The following is an 18,083-nucleotide window of genomic DNA, read 5'->3' on the forward strand; positions in this document are numbered from 1 at the left end:
AATAATAGATTGTTGGCGGCGGCCCCGTTACCGCCGTCGTTCGCCGACAGGGGGTAGCATTGATTGCCTCCCCACCAACCGCACGCTAAAATGTCAACCGACACTTAACGGCGAGCGAAAAAGATGCAAAGTGAACCAGAAACCGTAAAACAAGCCGCTTCGTCAATTCTTCAGGGTCTTCCTGACGACGTGACGTGGGAGCGTGTGCAGTATCACCTTTTTGTCCGTCAACAAGTCGAACTTGGGTTGGCAGACGCTGAGGCTGGGCGGCTTCTTGAAACGTCAGATGTGCGCAAACGGCTGGATGTGGCTAAAGCGAACGCATCCAAATGAAGCTCCGCTGGACCGAAAGGGCGACGGATCAATTGATTGGTGTCCACGACTACATCGCTCAATCCTCTCCAGAGTTCGCTTCTGCGGTTGCCGAACGAATTTTCGCTCGCCCCGAGCCACAACTCATTGATTTCCCGTACTCCGGATCCGTTGTTCCCGAATACGGACGCAATGACATTCGCGAAGTGTTCTCCGACTCATATCGGATCATACATCAAGTACTGCCTGGCGAGGTTCGTATACTTGCTGTGATTCATGGATCGATGACCCTTCCAATGTCTCCTCCATCAGACGGCGAACCAGACGATGCACGTGAGCCGCCGAGCTGAGTTTGTTGAAGTGGTGAGTCGTTTGCGGCGGCCACGTGATCGCGGTCGTTCGCGGCGGTAGACTTGGCTGCGATGGTCCGGCGCCTGTCGTCCATGCTGCTGACGGGTGCGCTCGAATTTGGCCCACTTGATGTCGTCGAACCTCCGTTTCCTGGGATTCGCTCTTGATGTCACGGTATGACGGGTGCGCGGTCGACTCGGCTGACGAAGACAAACCGACGCCTGACGACTTCAATGCTGAAAACCGACGCCTGAAATGCTGACTGGAGATTGGGAGGTTCGAATTTCCCGTGGCGATTCGAATCGAGTACATTGGCAAACCGCGACGATGTTTCAAGCCGGCGTGCCGACCGGCGCCACGAACCGGGCGATGCACCCCAGCACACTCATTGTTGCGAGACGCAAACTTTTACCCGATTCGGTCATCACGCTCACGCCATCTCAATCGTAAAGGTCCGTGTGCGAGGTGATCGCTGATGTTATGTCGCTTCATTGATCGCGTCAAATTCTTCCAATATTTGCAAGCTTTGACCGAATCACCTGTAGTTCTTACCTCCGTCACTGGGAAAAACGCATGAATAATCCATTCCTACCGGCTCTAGTCATTTTTGGGCCATTTTTCTTGCTTTTGTTGTGCTTTACCCTTACTCGAGCAAGGGACAAAGAAAACCGGGTGACTCCGAACTCCGTCAGTTTGGCAATTGGTGCGTCCCTACTTATTGGCGTTTTGGGCGGTGCCGTCGTTATTACGATATGGTCACTAAACGCATAAGATTTCACTTGTTCCCTTAGCTGAATCTCCAGACGAGTACCAACTATCTTGTGATCAACGCGGCTGGCAGTCGCTCATAAAACGCCACGACATAACAAAGCCGTGAACCGGAGCACTCATTCACGCGGCAACTGAAATCAAAGCCTTCCGTTCGTGCCCGGTTACGGCGGTCGTTATCGGGACGGGATGATCTCAAGCGAACCGGACGCTTTCCTCTCGTGTCTTACGGCTCATGGACGACTCAACGACACGCCCGCTTCTCATCCTTGATCTGGATGAAACTCTCATCCACGGCGCAGAATCGCGTCTTCACCGTGATGCCGACTTCAAGGTTGGGCCATTTCACATTTACATGCGTCCGCATCTGCAAGCGTTTTTTGATTCGATCGCTCGACACTTTGATGTTGCGATCTGGTCGTCAGCATCGCCGGACTATGTTGACGGCATCGCGTCCATGCTTGCAAGATTCGTCACCAGTTGGCAATTCGTCTGGAGCCGTGTCCGTTGCGTACAGCGAATGGATCCCGAAATGATGACGAAGATCTTCATCAAGGATCTTCGGAAGGTCAAACGTCGTGGATTCGATCTTGATCGCGTCTTAATGGTTGATGACACGCGGCACAAAGTATCACGTAACTATGGCAATGCGATCTACATCCCGCCCTACGAAGGCAAGGACGAGGATGCTGAACTTCCGCAGCTAGCCAAGTACGTTAACTCGTTGCGTCATGAGCCAAACTTTCGCAGAATAGAGAAACGCGGTTGGCGCACCAAGCCGCTATGAAATAGATGAAGTCAATCTCGCACAAACTGCCCGATAACCATGACATCCACCGAAGGACGCGAGTCGAACGGTTTGGCAATGGTTGAGTCTTTCGCGCGTCCTCGGTGATGTCTGCCGTTCGCGCTCCTACCCGACGCGTGGCGGCAACGCCGGGTCAACTTTCGTGTTTTTCGCGTCGTTCGTGGTTGCTCTCTTTTCCGCTGTTCCCATCGCGATCCTAGGCCTGACATCCCGGTTTGATTGATGCGCTCGAAGAGCCCCCATCGGGATTTTCAGACCTCTGTTTCCTGGGATTCGCATTTGGTTTCGTCGTTTGACTGGTGCGCTGACAAACCGACGACTGATATGACGACTTTAAAGTCATTGCTGAATCCAACGGACCAGCTGCCCGGGCGATGTGTCTGAGGCCCGGAGGGCCGGCAGAGTGTCTGCCGGTGGCGTCAGCCCTCGTTGTTATACACAAATTTTTGATGATGTATTGATTCGCGAAATCGCTCAAACTGTTGCTTACAGGGAGTTCAGGTGCACGACAGGTAGCAACGGAGTGTTTGCGATGGTGAGCCAATGGGTGATTGACGAATTAGAAACGGTGGATCTTGGCGACAAGAGACGAAATGAACGACTTGCCGAAGTGCTCTCCGCCATGGCTGGTTTGCCGAGCAAGAGCATTCCTGCTGCAGTCGGCGCAGGACACAACGAAACAACGGCAGCCTACCGACTTTTTGATAACGATGCGATCTGCTTTGAGGACATTTTAGCGCCCCATATAGATGCCTGCTATAAGCGTCTTGCTGAGCAAGAAGTTGTCATCTTGGCTCACGATACGACGGAACTGGATTTGACGAAACCTAACACGCAAGTAGAAGGGGCCGGTCCGCTAGATGGCAGTTCACGCTACGGCGAGTTGCTTCACCCGCTGATGGCGTTCACTCCCACCGGCACGCCCTTAGGAACCGTTGCAGCAGAACTTTGGACTCGCGAGGAAGGTCCGTCAAAAGCCGATGATCGAAAGAAAGTGCCGATTGAAGAGAAGGAGTCTCTGCGATGGCTTGAAAACCACCGCGAAGCACAGTTGATCGCTAGCGAGCACCCCGAAACGCAAGTTGTCTGCGTGGCTGACAGCGAAGCGGACATTTTTGAAGTCATCGAGTGTAATTCCGATTCTCCAAAGAACTTTTGGTGGATTATTCGCAGTTGCTATGACCGTTCGATCGTTGATCAGCACGGTCGGCCATCAGGAAATCTGCATGAAAAACTCGCCGCGAGCAAAGTACGCTACACCAAAGCGATAACGATTCGTTCGCACCAACCCAAGTTAGCCTGTGACAAACGAGCACGCAATCAACCGCGAGAGGCACGCCAATGCGAACTCGAGGTGCGTGCAACGACGCTGACACTGAAGACCCCCTATCGGCCCGATCGACACCTACGGCCCACGAAAGTCAACGCGATTTGGGCTCACGAGATCGATCCGCCTGAAGGGGATACGCCTATCAGTTGGCTGTTGCTGACCAATATGCCGATTTCGAACAAGGAAGAGATTGAGCTGGTGTTGTCTTACTACTGCATTCGCTGGTTGATCGAAGTATTCTTCCGAACTCTCAAATCAGGCACTCGCATCGAAGCAAAGCGGTTTGAAAAGATCGAACGATTCGAGCGTTGTCTCGCTGTTTCGATGATCTTGGCGTGGCGAACGTTCTACAGCGTGCGGATCGGTCGCGAATGTCCAGACGTCAGCTGTGAAGCAGTATTCGTAGCCGACGAATGGCAGCCGGTATACAAGATCGTCACCGGGGAAGATCCGCCAAAGAAACCACCGACGTTGAAGGAGATCGTCCGCATGATCGCTCGGCTTGGCGGCTACATCGACCGACCACGACATGACGAACCTGGCACCGATACGGTCATGCGCGGCATGGAACGACTCTACGACATCAGTAGTTGTTGGCGAAGCTTTGGTCCAAATGCAACCAGATCAGGGGAATGAATTGTGTATAACAACGAGGGCTGACGGGCCCGGCAAGCACTCTGTCAGCCCATCGGGCTTTCGCCACCCAGCTCGAATTCGCGTGGTGCTGAGAAGCTGGCACGCTCCTCCTCGATCCGCTCTAATTCGGTCCTGTGAGCGGCCCACCCGAGGGCTGACAGTGCTCTCAAACGCAATCGATCCCCGTTGCTCCCGTGCGGGGATTGATCGCCATTGGTTACCCGTAGAAGAACCTGACACGCGAAATGCCTTCTGACTTTTTCGGCGATCTCCGTGGACCTCTGAAAATCGAGTTGACCCGACTTCTTGCGACACTCGCAAAGGATAAGGACAACTACGGCTTTGCTCTCGCCGTTCCGAACGACTACGGAAGTGCCTTCTTCGTCTACGCCGTCGGAAAGGAATCGACTCTCGCGAACGATTCGCTTGACTGTCGGTATTCGCCCGTTGAATGGACGCCGTCATGGATGCCCTTGGCCGACGCAAACGATGCGTTGCAAGGGGCTGTGGAACGATTCAGTGCGGAGTACGAAGGTGTCGCTGATGCTGCGGAACAGGAACAGATGCATGATCAGTTTGTCACTGATTGTGCCACCGCGTGTCTGGAAGTGCTTCAAGAATGTGGTGACGAGGGACTCTTCGGCTGTATTTGGTACAAGGTGTTGGACATGTCTGACGATGAGCATCCCGTCGTGGCGGAGGCGTTTCGTCGTCTTAATTCTGGCCGGGCGAGGTCAGAGGCCGCGCCGCTATTCGACTATTGACCGCCCAGTTCCGACGATCCGCTGGCGATCAACCTGACAACCGCGAGACGGCGATGGACCGATCACTTCGGCATCACAGGCAGACTGAATGATGATCGACAGTAACTCTAGATTTGCTCGGGCGATTGCAGACGAGGATGTCGCGGCAGCGATCGCGATCGCCCGCGATGATCCGGGCGTGATCGACTTGAAACTCCCCAGTTCGTATCAGTACGAGCGGGCGCTGCATGCTGCGGTTCGAGTCGATTCAGCAGAACTTGCCGAGATCGTGCTCGATCACGGGGTGGAGGTCGATGTGCACGATGGCGAAGGGTACACACCGCTTTTCCTCGCTCCAGAGCGTGGCGCGTCATTGGACGTGGTCAAGTTATTGGTCGAGCGAGGAGCGGATATCCACGTTGACAACGACAACCCGCTGTGGTCCGCAATCTGGCATGTGTCGTACGGGTTCGGCGGGATGCCGATCGTCCGTTACCTGGTGAAACAAGGGTCACGCCCGCGAGGATTGACGCATGCCGCCGAAGCCGGAAAGTTAAGGATCGTCCAAGTCCTCACGGAGCTGGGGGCGAATTTGAACGAAGTAGACGAGGCCGGCCACACGCCCCTGGACTATGCCACCGGAGTGGCCAAAACTTTCATGTGGGAACAAATCAAAAAGAAGAAATCGCGGGAGCACAAGGGCGTGGAGAAGTTTCTGCGTTCACAGGGGGGCAAGCTATCGGCAGAATTGAAGTGATGCCAAACCACTTCGCTGTACCGGCGCCGCGGACCTCGTGGAGGCTGTAGTGGAGGCTGTAATTGATGACGACCATTCACAGCAACTCCCCCTGCGACGAGCTGCCAACCTGAATTGTTCTTGCCAGATAGCAAGGCCAAAATCATGCGTGCACTTGATCACGGCCTAGGTCGCAACGATGACTCCACGATTTAGTTTGCGTCAGCTGATGTTTGCCTTGACGATCGCCGTCTTCGGCGTATGGTCGATCTCGATCGGGCTTTCGCGCGCGCGGCACAACGCGGACGCATCCCAGAGTACCTACGCCGCGAGACTGGTCGCGCAAATGTGTGTTCGGCACATGAGTTTCAACGGTGATACTTGGCCGAAAGGCTGGCATGAACTCCGAGATGACTTCGCCCCATGCATGGCACGCGCACGTCAACCATGGGATTTCGATGACCTCATGGACCGGGTCGGCGTCGACTGGAACGTCGATCCGACGGATCTGCTGACGGTGCCGGATTCTCCCACCGTCATCTGGGTTGCGAGCGATCCAGATTTTCCATTTCACGGCACAACTCCAAACGCCATCGTGCTGCGACACCTTCACGATCAGAATCATTTGCAAAACGCTGGTACGGTCAGCGTGGATGCGTTCTAATCTCGCCGTGAGGTTGGCTCAACTAAGGCTGGAAATGCTCTGATGCGCGATCGACCTTGCACGACCACTAATGCCAATCGATTGCTTGTCACAACCTCAATGACGAGGGCCGATCACGGGATTCGCTTTGACAGACGTTTTTGGTGTCAATGATGTTAGTGCTTTGGTATTGAGTCGCAATGACATGCGGTTCCCGAGGGCGAGTTTCTTCGTCCCAACGACGCAAGCCGCCACTAGGATGTGGACTTAAAACGTGTCCGTTTTCCAACTGCCGATCGAGACAGACCGAATGTTGATCCGTCGCCTGGTTCAAGGCGACCGCGACGGCCTCTTTGCGATCTATGGTGACGCAGAGAACGCTCGCTACAACTTCTATCGGCCATGGACAATCGAGCAGATTGAATCGCATATTGATGCGCAGTCGCAGATTGATGTCGATTCCCCCGGAATTGCGGTGATGCTGGCGGCATTTCTGCAAGATTCCGACGAGTTGGTTGGTTGTATCGAACTGACCAATGTCAGCCCTGACGATCGTCAATCCGAAATCGGCTACTCATTCAACCGATCCTATACTGGAAAGGGATTAGCGACGGAGGCTGTTGTCGGAGTGCTCGGCTATGCCTTCAACTGTCTAGGTTAGCACCGAGTTTGCGCGGGCGTGGACACCCGAAACGAGCGTTCTTGGCGACTTCTGGAACGCGTCGGGATGCGAAAAGAAGCGCACTTCATCGATGCAAATCTGGAATCGGATGGCTGGTCGGATGACTTTGTCTATGCGATGTTGGACTACGAGTGGAACCGGAAATATGCGAGCACCACTTAGCAATCGAATAAATGAATCGATTGCCTGGACCCCGTCTGGCAGCACGAGTCGCTACCGGCTCGTGTTGTCTGGAAAGACTTTCATGTGCCTCACCAAGTCGGCAATCATTCCTTGATCGCCCGAAACACTCTCCCCGCTTGCGAGGAGAATGTTTCTGTCACATGCTCACGTCTATTCGCCGACGCTTTGCTGTTCGTTCATCTGTGCCCCTTGGCCTTCGATCGCCTCCCAATCGATCCCCTCTGGGGAGTCGAGTTTCTTGGCTTCGGTGGACCTGTCGCACCCGATCGTGCCGATGGCGGTGGCAATGGCGCAAATCGCGATGCAGGCGAATTTTCTTGCTCGTAATGGTTTCATCATGACCTCATTGTGAATTTGTTTCTTGTTTGTCCGGTGAGTGCTCAATCACTGATTGAACGCCATTTCAATCGTTTCGCTTGAGCCGATCGAACCCAATGCTCCCCAAAGCCCATAGGGGCTGGATGCTCCGATGTTGTTGTGGTTCTTCGAGACACTCTCGGCTTGCCGATTGCCCGCCTCGATGGAGTCGGTGATGAATTGAACCGAACCGTCCGCGAACAGCGCATGCGCTCCGCCTTGGTGATGGCTTGATGCACTGAAGATCCCCGACTGCCAGGCCGTGCCCCACTGCATGGCGCAGGTCGGAGAGTTCGGAGGCAGGACGGTGTTCATGCCCGAGATCATCAGGTGGTAATTCCACCATCGTCCGCCGCGCGAGGTTCCGCCGCTGTCCCAAAGCTGAACGCCTTGCTCAAAGAACTGGGGGCGATCGGGATCAACAAGACTGGTGCAGACGGACGTGTCCCTGCCCATCGAGTCGTCGTTTGAAAACTGGTCGCGGTGGACGACCGAGCCGCCGATGTGGCGGTCGCCCAGGTTGGTCATGATTTCAGCCAGTGCGATCGTGTTGGACAATCCGTCAAGAACATCACGGAACTTGCGAGGCCGTTCTCGCATGAACATCCCGCGATAGACGCCACGGTCGTGGTATTGGTTTGACGGCGGGTAACCGACTCGCAAGATGGCGTCTCCGTGACAGAATGCATAGTTCGTCATGCCGGTACCGAGGGGCGAGACGCCAGGATCAGACGGACACCGCATCGTCGGGATTTCCGTTTGGAACGGGTCATACTCGTTCAGGTCCACCCAGGGATAAGGCCCAAAAGGTGGCCAGGCACCGTTGGGCATGACCCGGCCGCCGCTTGGCGTTTCGCCCGCTTCTGGCATCAACGGATTCGACATCATGTCCCACACGGCCTGCTGTTCGAGAAACGGAAGCAGACCGACGTTGGGCGACAACTGGTAGCGTGAGTTGTCCCAAGGCCCGGTCCCATTGGGCAAGAGTTGCTTGAACGTCGCATGATAATTGTGCAGCGCGATGCCGATCTGTTTGAAGTTGTTGCCGCACGACATTCGGCGCGCCGCTTCCCGAGCCGCTTGGACCGCTGGAAGCAACAGCCCGACAAGGATTCCAATAATTGCAATGACAACCAGCAGTTCCACTAGCGTGAATGCGGCGCGACTTGGACGAGTTCGCATGTGTTTCACCACCCTGTAAGAGTTAAAAAAGTCGGCCGAATTTTGATAGTGCCGACGAACGAGAAGTGGTGCTTGAAGAGCGTTGCGGTCCGCTTATTGGACAACAATCTGAGGAAAAGATGAAAAATTGGCTAAATTCGATTCTTTTCTGTCCAAAAACACGCGGCTCCGGCTCTTTGATGACTGCTTTCGTACCGAACGGTACTTCTTCCTGCCAAAGCTCATGCAGCGAAACCCGCGATCCGATCTGGCGCGGGGGAAACAGCGAATACCCGTGGAGATTGTTTTGACCAACCAAAAAACTGGCCGACCAATGACTCAAAATCGACGTCAATTCCTGCGTGTTGTTGGGGGCGTCGGAATTGTTTCTGCCGTCGCCCCGGGCTATGTCGTTGCCCCCGGCCGTGTCGTCGCGTTGGGCAATGATTACTCGCGTGGGGTTCTGATCGAGGCGAGTGCGTTCGCAAATCCCGGCGGCTGGAAACTCGATACGCAACATTATCAACAGATGGGCGGTTGTTACCTGCTCGCCCACGGCATGGGGAAGCCGGTCGACAACGCCTCGACGATGGTCCAGGTCGATCAACCGGGGACGTGGCATGTTTGGGTGCGAACCAGGAACTGGTGCCCCGGCGATTGGGAGTCCCCCGGCCGATTTCAAGTCCGCATCGACGGCGACCAACTTGCCGCCACCTTCGGCACGGAGCGTCGCGAGTGGCACTGGCAATCCGGTGGAACGGTCGAGATCAAGAAAGCGGGTGCGATCGAGGTCCGGCTTGAAGACTTGACGGGTTTTGATGGACGGTGCGATGCGATCTTCCTTTCCAAAGACCCCAGTCCTCGACTGCCGAACGAGGATCTGGTCGATCTCGCCAGCTGGAAAGACGAACTGTCCGGCAGGTCTAATCTGCAGATCACCGAGGAAAGTTACGACCTGGTTGTGGTCGGTGGCGGCATGTCGGGATGCGGCGCCGTTCTGGCGGCCCGATCGCAAGGATTGAAGGTTGCGCTGATCCAGGACCGTCCACTGCTGGGCGGAAACGCGAGCGAAGAGATTCGCGTTCACACCCTTGGGATTCACGGGCCGAGTTCTGGGATCCTGAATCGAATCGACACCGAGCACTATCCCAACGGAAGTGATCTTGCGGCGGTGGATCAAAAAAAGCGTGAACGCGAGATGGCCGAATCGGGCGCGGAGATTTTCGCCGGTCACGTCGCATGTGGGCTTTCCAAGAACGCCGACCGCATCCAAAGCGTGGAGGCAAGAGACGTGCGGACAGGCATCATCCGCCGGTTTCTCGCTCCCGTTTTCATTGACGCGACCGGGGACGGCTGGCTGGGTTACTGGGCGGGGGCGGATTACCGCGAGGGCCGTGAATCGCACCAAGAATTCGGGGAGCGATGGGACAAGCACGGAGACCTGTGGAGCCCCACCGTCGCGGACAACCGTGTGATGGGAGCCTCCGTACTTTGGAACGCAGAGAAAACGAACCGCCGCGAAGATTTCCCCCCGGTCCCCTGGGCGCTTCCCGTCGCGAAAGATCACGAGGCGACCGCCGGCGAATGGTACTGGGAGTACTCCGACAACGATCTGGATCAGGTCAAAGACGCCGAACAGATTCGAGACCACATGTTGCGAGCCATCTACGGATCGTTCTCCAACGCCAAACAGCACCCCAAGAACGCGACGTGGCGTCTGCAGTGGGTGGCACACGTCGCCGGAAAGCGAGAATCACGGCGTTTGATGGGCGATTACATCTACACCATGAAGGATGCCAGCGAGCGACGCACGTTCCACGATGCCGTCGTCGTCGAAAAAAGAGAAATCGACAGCCACTACCAGCGGGTGCTGAAAGGCGAGTCCGTTGATTTCCTTTCGACCGCATTGTTTTATAAAACAGGCGGCGAGTACTTCATTCCGTTTCGGTGTCTGTACTCCAAGGACATCGCAAATCTGATGATGGCGGGGCGGTGCTTTAGTTGTTCGCACATCGGTCTGGCGGGACCACGCGTCATGAACACCTGCGGTCAGATGGGAGTCGCGACGGGATACGCGGCTGCGCTTTGCAAGAAGCACGAGGTGGCACCCAGGGGAGTGGGGCAGCAGCACATTGATGAATTGAGGACGCTGATCGGATTTGAGGCTGCTTCGACGTGATGCGTCACGTGATCAACATCGGCTTGCTGTGTGCGTTTGCGACGTTACTGTCGACGGGCGTGATGGCGTTTGCACTGCCGTTCTCGATCGCCACAACACGAGTCCACGTTTTCTCCGGGCTGGTGGTTTCGGTGTTGGTTGCTTGTCACCTCGGATCGCGAGTTGCCTATTTCAAGAACGTACTTGCCGCGCGAATCCGCGGACTGTCCTATCCGACGCTTGCCGTTGTCGTTGCGTTGTCGGCGGGATTGGCTTGGGCGTCCCTGTGGGGATGGCAGCCGATCTCGTGGCTGATGAACCAAAGCTACGAAGCACGCCATCGAGAGATCATTTTCCGGTCGTCGTCGCTTGTCGGTTTCGGGCGTCCCTCACCGCACAGCAGGGTGATTGTTCGCACGACCAAGGACGCTGGTGGACCAGAGTTGGCTGTCCTGCTGAACTTTCGTGAAACCGTCTCGGGCGTTCCCTCGGTGGCTGTTTGGGCAGAGTCGACCACGGGGACGATGATCGAAACATTGTTCCTGGAGGACCGACTTGCCTACAGTGAAAAACCTGATTGGCTTGGTGGAGCACGGGGGCGAAACGAGATCCTGCCGATCTGGCGACACAAGTACACCGCCGTCACCGGAGTGGATCCGAACGGCGAGGTCGATGCTGTCAGCGGAGCGACGGAGAACCACACGTTTGCACTGGATGAGCATCTGGAATACGGAAAAGGAAATCGATTCGTGTTATGTGTGGAGATCAATGCACCGGCCGACCCCAACGGTGATTGGACCGACTCGCAACTGGGCCAGCCATCGCTCCTCTACACCGCTCTGGTGGACGTGGATCGCGACAGTCCCCATGCGTTGTTGGAGTTGACAGGCCATGGCGGCGGAGCGACCGAGGACGGAAACGTGCAATACGACCTTGAATCCATCACCACCGCAAAAGGCATGGCAGATCTGTTTCTGGTGAAGCTTGATCGAGAACCCGATGTCCGTTGAATATTGTCACGTCGGTTCGATCGGGCGTTCAACGCTACCCCGAGCGGCCGTGATATCAGTGTCCTTCCCTTTGCACTAAGATTCAATGCAACACTCTCCTCCAGAACATGTCGTGATGAAAGCGGGCGAAGAACACTCCTCCGAATTCGTGCAGCTCCTCACGGAGCACCAACGAAATCTGTTCACGTACATCCATTCGTTGCTGCTGAACAAGGAAGATGTTGAGGAGGTGCTCCAGGAAACCAATCTCGTTTTGTGGCGTGAGTCGAGCAATTTCGAAATCGGGACCAATTTCCGAGCCTGGGCCTGCACGGTGGCGTTGAACCAAGTGCGGGCGTTCATCAAGCGAAGGAAACGACATCCGGTTCTGTTCGAGGAAGAGACGATTTCGGCGATTGCCCGCCGCCAGGAAGAGAATTCGGCCCATCTCGATCGACGCGCCGACGCACTGGCGGGTTGCGTTACCAAACTTTCAAAACGTAAGAGAGTGATTTTGGATCAGCGTTACGGGCAGGGGCAGACGGTGGAGGAGATGGCGCAAGAATATGGGCTGACTCCCGCCGGGGTCTATAAAATGTTAAGCCGCATCCGCACAGCGCTTCACCTGTGCGTCAACCAGTCACTTTCAGTCAAGAGCTGAGCAGAATCATGAGTGATCAAGAACGATACAAACGCCTGCGTGATGCGTGCCTGGATGGTTCGGCGACGGAGGCGGAAATGAAGCAGTTCAGCGAGCTGCTTTCCACGTCGGAGGAGTTTCTGGACGATTACCTGGAGCATGCCCAGCAAGACGCGACGCTGCAGTGGTATGGATTTTCGAAACATCTTGTTCAGAGCGACGATCCGATTGAATCTCCGCGGATTTGGCGCGGCAACCGACTTGCGATTGCCCTTGCTGCTTCGCTGTTGCTGATTTTGACGACGGCCTGGGTGTATCGGTCGACCAGTTCGCCGGTTGCGGTGGCAAGGATTGAGAGTGCGAGCAATTGCAAGTGGGGGATGAGTACGGTGCCCACGTCATTCGATTCGGATTTACCGGCGGGGCGACTCCGGCTGATTTCGGGAGTTGCGAAGCTGAAATTTCCCAACGTGTCTGTCACGCTTGAGGGGCCGGTGGACATGGAGATCTTGTCGCGTGACCGCTGCCGGCTTCATTCCGGCCGCGTTGTCGGCTGGGTTGAGCCGGGTGGGGAAGGGTTTGTTGTTGAAACCCCGTGTGCGGAAATCGTCGATCGTGGCACGAAGTTTGGTGTCACGGTCAGTGACAGCGGCAATGCCCAACTGGATGTGATCGACGGCAAGGTCGACATACGGCATCTGAGCACGGGGCGTACGATCACCGCAAGAGGAGCGAGCAGCATCCAAGCAACCCAGCAAGAGATTGAAGTTGTTGGAAACAAGGTTCGCCCAAATCAAACTCCTGAAGCCAGTGCTTCTCCTCGTCGAGTTTCCTACATCAGCACCTCCGATGGCGTCGGGGACGAGGCGTACATCACACAAGGGGAACAGTTGGAAGGAAACGATTTTCCTCGTCCCGACAACACCTTGCTCGTCAAGCACGCTGACGGCGAGCCGCATTGGGAGCGGAAGACGATCCTGCGGTTTGATCTGTCAAAACTGGATGACGCAGAGATTCTGCACGCACACTTGCGACTGGACGGAGTAGCGACGGGGATGGGGTACGCGTCGCTTGTGCCTGATGCCACGTTCGCGATCTACGGACTCTTGGAGGAGTACGAAACGAATTGGGATTCCGACACCCTTTCCTGGGAGCTGTTTGATGGCGTTTATAAAGACTCCGACGAACTGGATGACGAAAAGGTTGTCTTGCTCGGTCATCTCCTGATCCCTCAGTCGCAACCAGAGGGTCGGTTTATCTTGGATGACCCGCGTCTGGCCCGCTTTCTTGTGCAAGATTCCGATTCGACAGTGACACTGATCGTCGAGCGAATCACGTCAGGAACAGCGGGGCCGAGCTACGTGCACGGTTTCGCGAGCAGAACTCACCCGACTGCCAGCCCTCCGACGCTTCGTGTCGAAACGAATCGCACTGCGAATTAAATCGTTAGACGCTACGATGGTTGATCTGCGGTCGACTGTGATTGGAGAACCCGTTTGAGTTTAACCCGCACGTAGTAGCGTAGATTCGATGACCTGCGTCTGGAGCATTCGAGGACTGGAAATTGATGGACAAGTAAGTGAATGGGGGCAATGGATCGGCGACACTCGGGTTGCGATCGCGACACTTCCGGCCAATCTGGGAAGTAATGAATCGGCCGAGGGCCGGTATGAAAGCTCTGCCGTCGGACTTGCCGAGGCCTGGGACGGGTTCGTTGTCCTGAGTGAGCCGATCGAGAGTGCTGGGGTCGAAGGCCGACACCAGATCATTAACACCGGTCCGATTATTTTCCGGCGACATTTCTACATTGTCAATGAAGTTGCCTTGATCGCTGTTGCCTCCTATCCAGAACACGATCACGATGAATCTGTCGTCGAGCACTTCTTGTCTCGGTTCGAGTTGCTTCGGGATGGTGATCCCGTCGCACCGCTTGATCCAGGAGACACTCTCAATTCACGAGAACTCGAATGATCCGGCAATTCAGCATTCGGCACCTGATCATTGCGACAACGGCGGCGGCATTGTTCAGATAAAATACGTCCATGCCGTCCGAGAACAACAACGACAATTCCAACTCATTTCTGCGGGTTCGATCACCGAAGCTGGGCGTGATGCCCGGTGAGGAGGAGGAACTTGTCAATGAGGGCATGTATGGAAAGGCTTTCGCACTGTATTTGCGAGATGCGTTGGGTCGGAAGGGATGCCAGGCAACGCAAGTCGTGTGCGAAGATTGGGGGTGGTGGGTGACGGTTTCGGGGTTGCCGTTCTCGTGCGGCATCGGGATTTATGGGATGCGAATCGATCATTCGGATGACCTTGATCTGTGCGTCACCGTACTGACACCTCGTGGAAAGAAATGGAGTTGGAGCCGATTCCGATTCGTCGACACCACTGCGGACGTGGATCGACTGCACGAGGCGATTCGTGAGATTTGCGCCGCCGACGACGATGTGACGATCGTCGCCGAGACGCCGGGTTTTCCGCTTTGAAAGTCGAAGGGGCTGCGGAGAATGCTGGTGTTCAGGCTTTAGCCGCCCACGGTCGCTGCGGGGACGTCGATTGCTTTATTTTGTTAGCCCGTAAGGTTGTCTCACGATGCTGAGGAATTCATTCCGCAGCACTTGCCCAAAGGGCATACACATCCGTAGCCTGGGGTTACGCCCGGATTCGCTGGGGCTCATCCGGTCTTACCCGAGGCTAAGTTGTAGATCGCCGTTGGCGAACCGAGCAGAGTGATCTTTGATGACGCACGGAACAATAGGAACTGAATCCATCAGACATACAATCGATGTCCCGAGCAGCGACCGGAAATCACCTAAAGGCTAGACACCAATGCGTATGCCCGTGTCACTAGTTTGTTGCGCGATCGACTATTCGATGCCGCACGAACCCCAGCGGTTCTTCGTCATGCCTCCCGGCATTTGGGTCGACGACGTCGATCAGATCATGGACGTCTGGGATGGAAAGATCGGAGCAGGCCGCTGATTGAACGGGTACAATCGGAATGGCAAACGAATCTTTGCAAATCAATCAACGGCGGACGAATGAGGTGAACCATGAAACGGACGGTGATTGCCGCGGTCATGATCGCGGTTGCTGGAATGTGGTTCGTCATGAACCGGACCGCTGCGCAGCAGAGTTCCGAGAATCAACATGCCGAAAAGATTGCGGAGTTGATGCAGCAGCGGCACGATGTTTTGCAGCAGCACTATGAGGTGATTAAACGTCGTTACGCGGACGGCCGATTTGAGTACGATCAGGTCATTTCGGCGATGGATGCCTTGTTAAAGGCGAAACTTGATCTGGCGAAATCAAAACAGGAGCGACTCGACATTTGCAAGCAGCGTGTCGACAATCTGCGGTCCTTGGAACAATGGGGCGAATCACGATTGAAAAGTGGTGTGGGAGCCGTGGAGGAAACGATGCTGGCGACGGCTGCCAGAATTCAGGCAGAAATCGACTGTCTGCGGGAAGAACAATGAACGAAACGACTGGAACATTTTGCATGGCGACCCCTGCACCATCAACGACAGCAAGGCGATGATCGATGACGAAACGCTGGCGATCCTGGGTTCCGGTCCTGAAAGTACGCGACACCCGCAAGAGCGTCGAATTCTTCTGTCAACGTGTCGGTTTCACGAAGGATTGGGAACATCAATTCGACGCCGATTTTCCGCTCTACGCGTCGGTCAGCCGCGATGGATTGACGCTCCATCTGAGCGAACATGGCGAGGAAGCGACCCACGTCACGTTGGTCATTTCCGTGGAAGACGTGGACGCGGCCTATTCAGAACTTTGTAGTAACGGACTCTCACCCGAAGGTCCGCCTGAGGACCGCCCCTACGATGTGCGTGACTTTGCCTTCACGGACCTGGATGGCCACCGGTTTGTAGTTGCGATGCCGCTGGACAACTTTGACGAGTCCCCGGGCCGCACCAATGCAGATGAAGAATGAGAAAACGTCGATGGCAACGGGCGATCCTCTCGCAATCGCAGATCAATTTGCTCAGGCACTTGATCGCGAAAAGTACGCGGTCGCCGAGAGTCTGATTTCCGACCGATGCGAATATCACTGCCGCGGCAGCGTCTACCACGGTCCGGCGGAGATTGTGGCGTCGTACCAGGGGAACGGAGATGTTGCAAAACAATTTGATGCCGTGGAGTATGAGAGCACCGTTGAACGTGAACTGAACGGGCAAATTCGAGTTCGGTTCGTCGATCACCTGACCCATCGCGGGCAGCGGTTGACGTTCCGGTGTGAACAGGTTGTCGAGATCGGCGAGCGTGGAAAGATCGTTCGCATCGAGCACATCGACCTTCCCGGACAGACGGAGGCTCTCGCGGAGTTTAAGAAGACGGCGTTCGGGCAAACGCCAAAGTCTGAGCGAGAATCTGGCTGATGCGGTTTAGCTTGCGGACGCTGATGATCGTCACACTCGTGATCGCCGTTGCAGTGGCGGCTGTTGCGGCGTACTGGCGTCATTTTGGCGGGCAGGTCTATTATGCTCGCCGGATCGAGCGGCAAATCGAAGAACTTCACAGTCGCTGTCCTCCGTCAATGACGACTGCACAGTGGAGTTGCATGGTCGAATGGACGTGTAATTTGCACGGGAACAGTTTGATCCCCTTTCAAACCACGCTTGAAGAGATTTCCGAGTTTGAAGCCCGCCTGGAGGAGCGACTCGATAGACCGGTTGATGCGTCGACGATCGAGTGGACTTGGAATGAGTATGCTGAGGTCTGCGACGGTGGCAAGCAGTACCAGAGGTTTCGCTTGATGGTCAATGAGGAGTTGAGGGCGCATGGTTCGCCCGTGTTGCTGGAGGCACGCGTGGATTCGCGATGACTGCTGGTCTGCTTCTGATACACTGTTGAGGGCGATTGGTGGAGATGTCGAATCCGAATCGAAGAGAACGCAAATCATGAAGGTCAACCGAGGCAGGTTCATTTTGTTGACCCTGTTGATCGCGCATTGGGTGGTTCCACAAGCGGTTTCGGCCGATCAGCCGGAACGCGAAACGGCGACGTTCGGCGGCGGGTGCTACTGGTGCGTGGAGGCGGTGTTTCAACGGATCGAAGGAGTTTCGAATGTCCGCCCGGGATTCATGGGCGGACGAACGAAGAATCCGACCTACCAACAGGTGCTCACAGGACGGACCGGTCATGTCGAGGTGATTCAATTTGAATACGACCCCGACGTCGTTTCCTACGACACGCTGTTGCAGGTGTTTTGGCGGACCCACGATCCGACGACGAAGAATCGGCAGGGGCCGGACTTCGGACCGCAATATCGCAGCGTCGTGTTCGCTCACACCGACCAACAACGCGAAGTCGCGTCGGAGTACAAGCGGTTATTGAATCGGCAGCAGGCGTTCAAATCACCCATCGTCACGACGATCGAACGCTCTGCCACGTTCTATCCCACCGATGCGGATCACCAAAATTTCTTCAACCGCAACCGCGACAATCCGTATTGCGAGTCGTACATCGTTCCCAAGCTAAAGAAACTGCAGACGCTGTTTCCCAGCCAACTGAAACAAGGTGCGGGAACATCCGAGAAAGTCGAATAGACAATAGGAGTTTGCA

21 protein-coding genes are annotated in these 18,083 nt (G+C 55.6%); 19 read left to right on the plus strand and 2 right to left on the minus strand.

The features are described 5' to 3' along the window. Nucleotides 1–123: 123 nt before the first annotated feature. The 8 genes from Mal15_RS26450 to Mal15_RS26485 all read left to right on the plus strand — a co-directional run bounded on the left by Mal15_RS26450 (nt 124) and on the right by Mal15_RS26485 (nt 6,988). Entirely contained in the window at nt 124–333 is a 210-nt protein-coding gene (locus tag Mal15_RS26450) for a hypothetical protein (RefSeq protein ID WP_147870503.1), read from the plus strand. Next, nucleotides 330–662 (plus strand): type II toxin-antitoxin system RelE/ParE family toxin, encoded by a 333-nt coding sequence (locus Mal15_RS26455; RefSeq protein ID WP_147870504.1) that lies wholly within the window; start codon nt 330–332, stop codon nt 660–662. Before Mal15_RS26450 ends, Mal15_RS26455 begins: the two co-directional genes overlap by 4 nt. Before the next feature lie 1,004 nt (nt 663–1,666). Beyond that, the gene (locus Mal15_RS26460) at nt 1,667–2,218 is read left to right on the plus strand and encodes an HAD family hydrolase (protein WP_147870505.1); all 552 of its coding nucleotides are present in this window, start codon (nt 1,667–1,669) and stop codon (nt 2,216–2,218) included. 553 nt (nt 2,219–2,771) lie between these two features. Continuing rightward, nucleotides 2,772–4,205: an IS4 family transposase gene (locus tag Mal15_RS26465; protein ID WP_147870506.1), complete on the plus strand. Its 1,434-nt coding sequence runs from the start codon at nt 2,772–2,774 to the stop codon at nt 4,203–4,205. A 293-nt stretch (nt 4,206–4,498) separates the two neighbouring features. Then, nucleotides 4,499–4,969 carry a DUF4303 domain-containing protein gene (locus Mal15_RS26470; protein WP_167547065.1) on the plus strand — a complete coding sequence of 157 codons (471 nt, stop codon included), beginning with the start codon at nt 4,499–4,501 and terminating at the stop codon, nt 4,967–4,969. A gap of 88 nt (nt 4,970–5,057) precedes the next feature. Continuing rightward, on the plus strand, nt 5,058–5,705 hold the full coding sequence (locus Mal15_RS26475) for an ankyrin repeat domain-containing protein (RefSeq protein WP_147870508.1): 648 nt from the start codon (nt 5,058–5,060) through the stop codon (nt 5,703–5,705). 178 nt (nt 5,706–5,883) lie between these two features. After that, on the plus strand, nt 5,884–6,348 hold the full coding sequence (locus Mal15_RS26480; protein ID WP_147870509.1) for a hypothetical protein: 465 nt from the start codon (nt 5,884–5,886) through the stop codon (nt 6,346–6,348). Between the two features lie 289 nt (nt 6,349–6,637). Further along, nucleotides 6,638–6,988 carry a GNAT family N-acetyltransferase gene (locus Mal15_RS26485; protein ID WP_147870510.1) on the plus strand — a complete coding sequence of 117 codons (351 nt, stop codon included), beginning with the start codon at nt 6,638–6,640 and terminating at the stop codon, nt 6,986–6,988. A gap of 354 nt (nt 6,989–7,342) precedes the next feature. Here Mal15_RS26485 and Mal15_RS26490 read toward each other — a convergent pair whose 3' ends face one another. Then, nucleotides 7,343–7,528 carry a hypothetical protein gene (locus Mal15_RS26490; RefSeq protein ID WP_147870511.1) on the minus strand — a complete coding sequence of 62 codons (186 nt, stop codon included), beginning with the start codon at nt 7,526–7,528 and terminating at the stop codon, nt 7,343–7,345. A gap of 48 nt (nt 7,529–7,576) precedes the next feature. Further along, nucleotides 7,577–8,731 (minus strand): DUF1559 domain-containing protein, encoded by a 1,155-nt coding sequence (locus Mal15_RS26495; RefSeq protein ID WP_147870512.1) that lies wholly within the window; start codon nt 8,729–8,731, stop codon nt 7,577–7,579. A 313-nt stretch (nt 8,732–9,044) separates the two neighbouring features. Here Mal15_RS26495 and Mal15_RS26500 point away from each other — a divergent pair, with 313 nt between their 5' ends. The 11 genes from Mal15_RS26500 (at nt 9,045) to msrA (ending at nt 18,067) form a co-directional block, all read left to right on the plus strand. Next, entirely contained in the window at nt 9,045–10,889 is a 1,845-nt protein-coding gene (locus Mal15_RS26500) for an FAD-dependent oxidoreductase (protein ID WP_147870513.1), read from the plus strand. Then, nucleotides 10,889–11,878, plus strand: a complete 990-nt coding sequence (locus Mal15_RS26505; protein ID WP_147870514.1) for a hypothetical protein — start codon at nt 10,889–10,891, stop codon at nt 11,876–11,878. The genes Mal15_RS26500 and Mal15_RS26505 overlap by 1 nt, the downstream gene beginning before the upstream one ends. Nucleotides 11,879–11,963: 85 nt before the next feature. Continuing rightward, complete coding sequence (locus Mal15_RS26510; RefSeq protein ID WP_147870515.1) at nt 11,964–12,518, plus strand: sigma-70 family RNA polymerase sigma factor; 555 nt, start codon at nt 11,964–11,966, stop codon at nt 12,516–12,518. Between the two features lie 8 nt (nt 12,519–12,526). Then, on the plus strand, nt 12,527–13,939 hold the full coding sequence (locus Mal15_RS26515; protein WP_147870516.1) for a FecR domain-containing protein: 1,413 nt from the start codon (nt 12,527–12,529) through the stop codon (nt 13,937–13,939). 88 nt (nt 13,940–14,027) lie between these two features. Continuing rightward, the gene (locus Mal15_RS26520) at nt 14,028–14,468 is read left to right on the plus strand and encodes a hypothetical protein (protein WP_147870517.1); all 441 of its coding nucleotides are present in this window, start codon (nt 14,028–14,030) and stop codon (nt 14,466–14,468) included. Between the two features lie 71 nt (nt 14,469–14,539). Beyond that, a complete protein-coding gene (locus Mal15_RS26525) occupies nt 14,540–14,986 on the plus strand; it encodes a hypothetical protein (RefSeq protein ID WP_147870518.1) in 447 nt (148 codons plus the stop codon). A 567-nt stretch (nt 14,987–15,553) separates the two neighbouring features. Continuing rightward, nucleotides 15,554–15,979, plus strand: coding sequence for a hypothetical protein (locus Mal15_RS26530; RefSeq protein WP_147870519.1), 426 nt, complete (start codon nt 15,554–15,556; stop codon nt 15,977–15,979). A 65-nt stretch (nt 15,980–16,044) separates the two neighbouring features. Then, on the plus strand, nt 16,045–16,452 hold the full coding sequence (locus Mal15_RS26535; RefSeq protein ID WP_147870520.1) for a glyoxalase superfamily protein: 408 nt from the start codon (nt 16,045–16,047) through the stop codon (nt 16,450–16,452). Next, nucleotides 16,436–16,897: a hypothetical protein gene (locus Mal15_RS26540; RefSeq protein ID WP_147870521.1), complete on the plus strand. Its 462-nt coding sequence runs from the start codon at nt 16,436–16,438 to the stop codon at nt 16,895–16,897. Before Mal15_RS26535 ends, Mal15_RS26540 begins: the two co-directional genes overlap by 17 nt. Next, nucleotides 16,897–17,343, plus strand: coding sequence for a hypothetical protein (locus tag Mal15_RS26545; RefSeq protein WP_147870522.1), 447 nt, complete (start codon nt 16,897–16,899; stop codon nt 17,341–17,343). Before Mal15_RS26540 ends, Mal15_RS26545 begins: the two co-directional genes overlap by 1 nt. Before the next feature lie 76 nt (nt 17,344–17,419). Then, nucleotides 17,420–18,067 (plus strand): peptide-methionine (S)-S-oxide reductase MsrA, encoded by a 648-nt coding sequence (msrA, locus tag Mal15_RS26550; protein ID WP_147870523.1) that lies wholly within the window; start codon nt 17,420–17,422, stop codon nt 18,065–18,067. Nucleotides 18,068–18,083: the final 16 nt, after the last annotated feature.

Source organism: Stieleria maiorica (assembly GCF_008035925.1).
GTDB lineage: Bacteria > Planctomycetota > Planctomycetia > Pirellulales > Pirellulaceae > Stieleria > Stieleria maiorica.